The sequence below is a fragment of the Microbacterium sp. B35-30 genome, from assembly GCF_010634855.1.
Classification (GTDB): domain Bacteria; phylum Actinomycetota; class Actinomycetes; order Actinomycetales; family Microbacteriaceae; genus Microbacterium.
Genome location: NZ_MWLQ01000040.1, coordinates 25,071 through 31,447, shown reverse-complemented (window position 1 = coordinate 31,447; position 6,377 = coordinate 25,071). Strand labels below are relative to the sequence as shown.

Genomic DNA, 6,377 nt, shown 5'->3' with positions numbered 1-6,377 from the left:
CGGCCATCGTGATCGGCGAGGTCGCCGCCGACCTCATCCTCGGCCGCCGCGTCTGACCCGGCTTCGGTAGGCGCCCGCCCCGGACCCGGGCAGAACGTCGGCTCGGCGCGTTTCGTCTCGGTCGCTGGCGCTCCCTCGCTCAACGACCGGGGTTCAATAGACCCGGTCGTTGAGCGAGCGAAGCGAGTCGAAACGCGCATCAGAACAGGCCCTTCGGGGCAGGGGCGGCCGCGAGCACGCCGAAGTCGGCGACGATCGTGAGCTGCTGCACCTCTTCGGGGGTGAGCTCGGGCAGGCGCTGGGCGAGGTCGAGGAAGCGCTCGATCTCGTCGGCCGTGAGCACGGGCTCTGCCAGCAGGCGGAACTTGCGCACGTAGTCCTCGCGGGCGAACGGACGGGCGCCGAGCGGGTGGGCGTCGGCGACGGCGATCTCGTCGACGATGGTCTCGCCGTTCGTGAGGCGGATCTCGACGCGGCCGCCGAACGCCTTCTCGTTCGGGTCCTCCGAGTGGTAGCGGCGCGTCCACTCCGGGTCTTCGGCCGTCGTGATCTTGTGCCACAGCTCGACGGTGTCGGCGCGGCCCGCGCGCTCGGGCGCGTAGGAGTCGACGTGGTGCCAGCCGCCGTCCTGCAGGGCGACCGCGAAGATGTACGGGATCGAGTGGTCGAGCGTCTCGCGCGACGCGTGCGGGTCGTACTTCTGCGGGTCGTTGGCGCCGGAGCCGATGACGTTGTGCGTGTGGTGCGAGGTGTGCAGCACGATCGCCTCGACGTTCACCTCGGCACCCGGTTGCTGAGCCTGTCGAAGCACGGGGTGCTCGCCGTGGAGCTTGCGGGCCAGGTCGATCCAGGCCTGCGCCTGGTACTCGGCCGAGTGCTCCTTCGTGTACGAATCCAGGATGCCGCGCTTGGGCTCGCCCTCACCCGGCAGCGGCACCTCGTACGAGGCATCCGGTCCGTCGAGCAGCCACGCGATCACGCCGTCTTCGCCTTCGTAGATCGGCGAGGGCGACGTCTCGCCGCGCATCGCGCGGTCGACGGCTTCGACCGCCATCTTTCCGGCGAACGCGGGCGCGTGCGCCTTCCACGTCGAGATCTCGCCCTTGCGGGACTGGCGCGTCGCGGTGGTCGTGTGGAGCGCCTGACCGACGGCCTGGTAGATCGTCTCGACGTCGAGGCCGAGCAGCGTGCCGATGCCGGCAGCGGCCGACGGGCCGAGGTGCGCGACGTGGTCGATCTTGTGCTTGTGCAGGCTGATCGCGCGCACCAGGTCGATCTGGATCTCGTAGCCCGTCGCGAGTCCGCGCACGAGCGCGGCGCCGTCGGCGCCGACGTGCTGGGCGACGGCCACGATCGGCGGGATGTTGTCGCCCGGGTGCGAGTACTCGGCAGCGAGGAAGGTGTCGTGGTAGTCGAGCTCCCGCACGGCGACGCCGTTCGCCCACGCCGCCCACTCGGGGCTCGTCTTGCGGTCGAGCGCGCAGCCGAACACGGTCGCGCCCGAGCCTCCGACCGACACGGCATGGTCGAGAGCCTGCTGGCGTGCGGCGCTCACAGGAGCGCGGGTGAGGGATGCCGCGGCCACCGCGGCGTTGTCGATCACGCGGTTGACGATCATGTCGACAACGTCGGCGTCGACCTCCACCGGGTCGGCGGCGACTTCGGCGATGTGCCACGCGAGCTGCCCCTCGCGGGCGAGGTTCTCGTCGCTGCGGTGGACGCGGAGGTGATGGATGACGGTCATGACCGGCCTTTCAGTGGTGCGGCCCTTCGACGGGCTCAGGGACGGAACGAGTCGCGGGGACCGCACCGGGCGCGGAGACCGCACCGGGAGCGTGGACCGAACGAGGCGCGGGGACCGCACCGGTCGCTGAGCCTGTCGAAGCGCCGAGGGACTCGAGGATGCTGTGGAGCGCGTTGTGCAGGTGCACGTGCGTGGCGTGCGCGGCGAGATCCGCGTCGCGTGCGCCGATCGCGGAGGCGATCAGACGGTGCTCGGCGACGGATGCCGCGAGCCGGGCGGGATTGTCGCGCGCCAGTCGCCGCACCCGGACGAGGTGTGTACGCACGGTGCGCAGCGCTGCGGTGAGGTAATCGTTTGCGACGGCCGAATCGAGCGCGAGGTCGAACCGCTCGATGAGCGCGTAGTAGGCGTCGGTGCCACTCACCTCGGCGGGGCCGTCGAGCCCGTCACCCCGCTCGGAGCGGGCGGCGACGTCAGCGCGGGCAGCGCGGGCAGCCACGTCAACGCCGTCGGCGCCGTCAGCGCCACCGGGGCCGGCACCGTCGAGGTCGACCCGTGCGAAGGCGTGTGCGAGGTCGGCGAAGGCCGCGGCATCCCCCCGTTCGGCGGCGAGGCGGGCGGCCGACTCTTCGAGCGCGCGGCGCACTTCGAAGATCTCACGGATGTCGTCGGCATCGATCGCGGTCACGACGGTCACCCGCGGCGACTGCTGGGCGACGAGCCCGTCGGCCGCGAGGCGACCGAGCGCCTCGCGCAGCGGCGTGCGGCTGACGCCGAGTCGGGCGGCCTGCTCGACCTCGCCGAGCACCGCGCCGGGACGCAGGACACCGGACTGGATCTCATCGAGGAGAGTCGCGTACGCGCGGTCACTGGCCCGCATCCGCATCACCTCCTCATTCCACACCTCGGCCAGTGTATACATAAACGGACGCACGCGCACGGATCTACCCCCCTCCGGCACTGAAGGTATACAACGCGATCTGCAACGTGAGGAGATCGTGAGGAGTATTCACGAATTTGTGAATTCGGCGTAGCGTCAGCGACATGTCCACAGTCATCCGCACCAGCGGCCTCACCAAGCACTACGGTCGCGTCCACGCCCTCGACGGGCTCGACCTCACCGTCGACGAGGGTCAGATCCACGGCTTCCTCGGGCCCAACGGCGCCGGCAAGTCCACGACGATCCGGGTGCTGCTGGGGCTTGCCCGCAAGACGGCGGGCGAGGTATCCGTCTTCGGTCAGGATCCGTGGCGCGACGCCGTCGCCCTGCACCGGCGCATCGCCTACGTGCCGGGCGACGTCAGCGTGTGGCCCAACCTCTCGGGCGGCGAGGCGATCGACCTCATGGCGAGGCTGCGGGGCGCCGCGCGCCACGACAAGGCGTACGTGGCTCAGAAGGAGCGTCTGTCCGAGGCGTTCCAGTTCGATCCGCGCAAGAAGGGCCGCGCGTACTCGAAGGGCAATCGGCAGAAGGTCGCCCTCATCGCCGCCTTCGCCGTGCCGGCCGACCTGTACATCCTCGACGAGCCGACGAGCGGCCTCGACCCCCTCATGGAGGTGATGTTCCGCCACGAGATCGCGCGGGTGCGTGCAGCGGGCGCCACCGTGCTGCTGTCGAGCCACATCCTCTCGGAGGTCGAGCAGCTGTGCGACCGCGTCTCGATCATCCGCGCCGGCCGCATCGCCGAGACCGGCACGCTCGCGGAGCTCCGCCACCTCACCCGCACCGAGGTGTCGTTCCACGGGACGGATGCCGCAGCCGCTACGGGCATCCCGGGCGCCCACGATGTCGTGGTCGACGACGGCCGCGTCGCCTTCACCATCGACAGCGACGCGGTGGCATCCGCCCTTCCCGCGCTCGCCGCCCGCGGCGCCGCGGGCCTGCGCATCGCTCCCGCCTCGCTCGAGGAGCTGTTCCTGCGCCACTACGGCGACGAGCTGGCAGACATGAACGGCGACGGACGATGACCCGGTTCCTCGCCCTGCTCGGCCAGCGCATCCGGCGGGACTGGGTGCAGGTGCTGCTGTGGGCCGTCGGCACGGGGCTGCTCGCCTACGCGTCGTACGTCGGTGTGGCCGACGCCTACGGCACCGAACAGGACCGCACGTCGCTGCTCGCCGCCGCCCTCGCGAACCCCGTGATCCTGCTGTTCCGCGGGCTGCCGTCCGGCACCGGCCAGGGCGCGTTCATGGTGTTCCTGATCTTCCCCTGGCTCGCGATGCTCGCCGCGTTCATGAGCACGTTCCTCGCGGTGCGCCACACGCGCGGCGACGAGGAGTCCGGCCGCGCCGAGCTCATCGCGGCCACCCCCGCCTCGCGCACGCTGCCGTTCGTCGCGACGGCGACGCACGGCGTGCTGGCGAACCTGCTGCTCGGCGCTCTGACAGCCGGGGCCTTCCTCGCCGTCGGCCTCGATGTCGAGGGCGCCGTCCTGGCTGGTGCGGCCGTCGGCGCGGTCGGCGTGACATTCCTGGGTGTGGGCCTCCTCGCGGCACAGCTGATGCGCACCTCGCGCGGAGCCAACGCCCTGGCCGTCTGGACGCTGGTCATCACGTTCGTGCTCTCGGGGATCGGCAACGCGATCGGCACGCCGAGCGACGACCTCACCCGCATGGAGAGCTCCTGGCTCACCTGGCTCTCGCCCTTCGGATGGGGCGAGAACACGCGCGCGTTCGACGAGAACCTGTGGTGGCCCGCTGCGCTCGCGCTGGGGGTCGGTGTCGTCCTCATCGCGGTGTCGGCGGCGCTCGTCTCGGCGCGCGATCTCGGCGGCAGCTTCATCGCCGAACGACAGGCGCGAGCGGATGCCTCCGCCGCCCTCTCCACCCCCTCCGGCCTGGTCTGGCGCCTCACGCGGGGCGCCGTCGTCGGCTGGGTGGTCGGCGGGCTCATCGTCGGCATCCTCTCGACCTCGCTCGCCTCGATCGTGCAGGAGGTCGGTGCCTCCAACCCCGCGGTCGAGAACATCCTGCGCCAGATCTCGGGCGAGGGCAGCATCGAACAGGGCACCGTGACGACGTTCTTCACGATGCTCGGGGTGCTGGCCGCTTGTGCCGCCGTGCAGGTCGTGTGCCGCGCCCGGCAGGAGGAGGCTCATGGCACCGCCGAGCCGCTGCTCGCCGCGCCCGTCGGCCGGGTGCGGTGGCTGGCGGACTACCTCGTCATCGCGCTGCTCGCGATCGTGCTGGTGGTCGCCGCGGCCGTCGGGGGTGCCGCGATCGGCATCGCCTCGCAGGACGGCGACATGGACCTCATGCGCACGGTCGTCGTGGTCGGCGCAGGGCAGGTCGCCGGGGCATCCGTGTTTTTGGTGGTGACGGCGCTGGCCTTCGTGCTCGTCCCGCGGCTGACCATCCCGCTCGGGTGGACTCTGGTGCTGCTCGGGATGATGCTCGGCCTGTTCGGCCCGCTGTTCCTGTTCCCGGACTGGTTGGTGCAGCTCTCGCCCATCGCCGTCACACCGACGATGGTCGGCGACGAGGTCGACCTTCGCGGGCTGTGGTGGCTGCTGCTCGCCACGGGCGTCGGTGCCGCCGCATCGCTCGCGCTGATGCGCCGCCGGGAACTGGAAGCGGGAGGATAGTCAGGAAGGGGGCCAGGTGACCAGCGAGCATCCGGGTGTCGACGCGGCCGAGCAGGCCGCCGCGATGCTGACGACGGCGGGCATGGCCCGCATGCCCGCGCGCGTGATGATGGCCCTCGTCGGCTCGCCCGACGAGGGCTACACCGCGGCCGAGCTCGCCGACCGTCTCGGCGTCTCGGCGGCCGCGGTGTCGGGCGCCGTGCGGTACCTGGTGTCGGTGCGGCTCATCCAGCGGTTGTCGCGAGCGGGAGACCGGCGCGACCGCTACGACCTCACCGACGACGCCTGGTCGGGCATGATCACCGCGAACGCCCCGCTGTACTCCGCGCTCGCGAGCCACATCGACCGCATCGCGGACGACAACGACGAAGCGCCGATCTCCGTTGTGAGAGCGCGCGAGGTCGCCGACTTCCTGAGGTACCTGGCCGAGCGGCTGCCGCACCTCGCTGAGGAATGGCGCGCCGAGCGCTCCTCGGCCGCACGGTAACCTTGCCCGAGTGACCGACGCGCCCCGCTACATCGTTGCCACCGACGGAGCCTGCAAGGGCAACCCCGGGCCGACCGGCTGGGCATGGGTCGGCGAGGACGGCCACTGGGCCGCCGGCGCGATCCCGCTCGGCACGAACAACGTCGGTGAGCTGATGGGCCTGCTGAAGGCGATCGAGGACCACGCCGACGTGGAGAACCTCGTGGTGCAGGCCGACTCGAAGTACGCGATCGACACCTACACGAAGTGGATGGACGGGCACCGCCGCCGCGGCTGGAAGACCTCGACCGGCTCGCCGGCGAAGAACGTCGACATCCTCGAGCAGCTCATCGTCGCCCGCGATGCCCGCCGCGCCGCCGGCCTGCCCGACGTCGTGCTCGAGCACGTGCGCGGCCACTCCGGCCACGTCCTCAACGCCTGGGCGGACGAGCGGGCGGTGCGAGCCTCGGAGCACGCGGCGAAGGGCACCGCGAGCGCCTGGTCGTCGCTCGGCGCGCAGGACCCGATTGACGTCTCGACCCGCCCCAAGAACGGCCGCTGAGCCTCAGACCGCGCCCCGTCG

Annotated in this window: 6 protein-coding genes; 4 read left to right on the top strand and 2 right to left on the bottom strand. The window is 71.4% G+C overall.

The genetic code is table 11. From position 1 onward, the window contains the following. Positions 1-199: 199 nt before the first annotated feature. The gene (locus tag B2K11_RS18305) at positions 200-1,744 is read right to left on the bottom strand and encodes an MmgE/PrpD family protein (protein WP_163620526.1); all 1,545 of its coding nucleotides are present in this window, start codon (positions 1,742-1,744) and stop codon (positions 200-202) included. A gap of 10 nt (positions 1,745-1,754) precedes the next feature. Further along, a complete protein-coding gene (locus tag B2K11_RS18300; protein WP_163620531.1) occupies positions 1,755-2,624 on the bottom strand; it encodes a GntR family transcriptional regulator in 870 nt (289 codons plus the stop codon). 164 nt (positions 2,625-2,788) lie between these two features. On the opposite strand from B2K11_RS18300, the gene B2K11_RS18295 reads away from it, so the two are divergent. The 4 genes from B2K11_RS18295 to B2K11_RS18280 are packed head-to-tail and all read left to right on the top strand — an operon-like array spanning position 2,789 to position 6,356. Further along, positions 2,789-3,712 carry an ABC transporter ATP-binding protein gene (locus tag B2K11_RS18295; protein ID WP_163620525.1) on the top strand — a complete coding sequence of 308 codons (924 nt, stop codon included), beginning with the start codon at positions 2,789-2,791 and terminating at the stop codon, positions 3,710-3,712. Further along, the gene (locus tag B2K11_RS18290) at positions 3,709-5,328 is read left to right on the top strand and encodes a polyketide antibiotic transporter (RefSeq protein ID WP_163620524.1); all 1,620 of its coding nucleotides are present in this window, start codon (positions 3,709-3,711) and stop codon (positions 5,326-5,328) included. The genes B2K11_RS18295 and B2K11_RS18290 overlap by 4 nt, the downstream gene beginning before the upstream one ends. A gap of 16 nt (positions 5,329-5,344) precedes the next feature. Beyond that, on the top strand, positions 5,345-5,815 hold the full coding sequence (locus tag B2K11_RS18285) for a helix-turn-helix domain-containing protein (protein WP_239526243.1): 471 nt from the start codon (positions 5,345-5,347) through the stop codon (positions 5,813-5,815). Between the two features lie 10 nt (positions 5,816-5,825). Next, positions 5,826-6,356: a ribonuclease H gene (locus B2K11_RS18280; RefSeq protein ID WP_163620523.1), complete on the top strand. Its 531-nt coding sequence runs from the start codon at positions 5,826-5,828 to the stop codon at positions 6,354-6,356. Positions 6,357-6,377 lie beyond the last annotated feature (21 nt).

Bases quoted from the DNA above. Each gene is read 5' to 3' on its own strand.
- B2K11_RS18300 (WP_163620531.1), bottom strand. From the start codon at position 2,624: ATGCGGGCCAGTGACCGCGCGTACGCGACTCTCCTCGATGAGATCCAG.
- B2K11_RS18295 (WP_163620525.1), top strand. From the start codon at position 2,789: ATGTCCACAGTCATCCGCACCAGCGGCCTCACCAAGCACTACGGTCGC.
- B2K11_RS18305 (WP_163620526.1), bottom strand. From the start codon at position 1,744: ATGACCGTCATCCATCACCTCCGCGTCCACCGCAGCGACGAGAACCTC.
- B2K11_RS18290 (WP_163620524.1), top strand. From the start codon at position 3,709: ATGACCCGGTTCCTCGCCCTGCTCGGCCAGCGCATCCGGCGGGACTGG.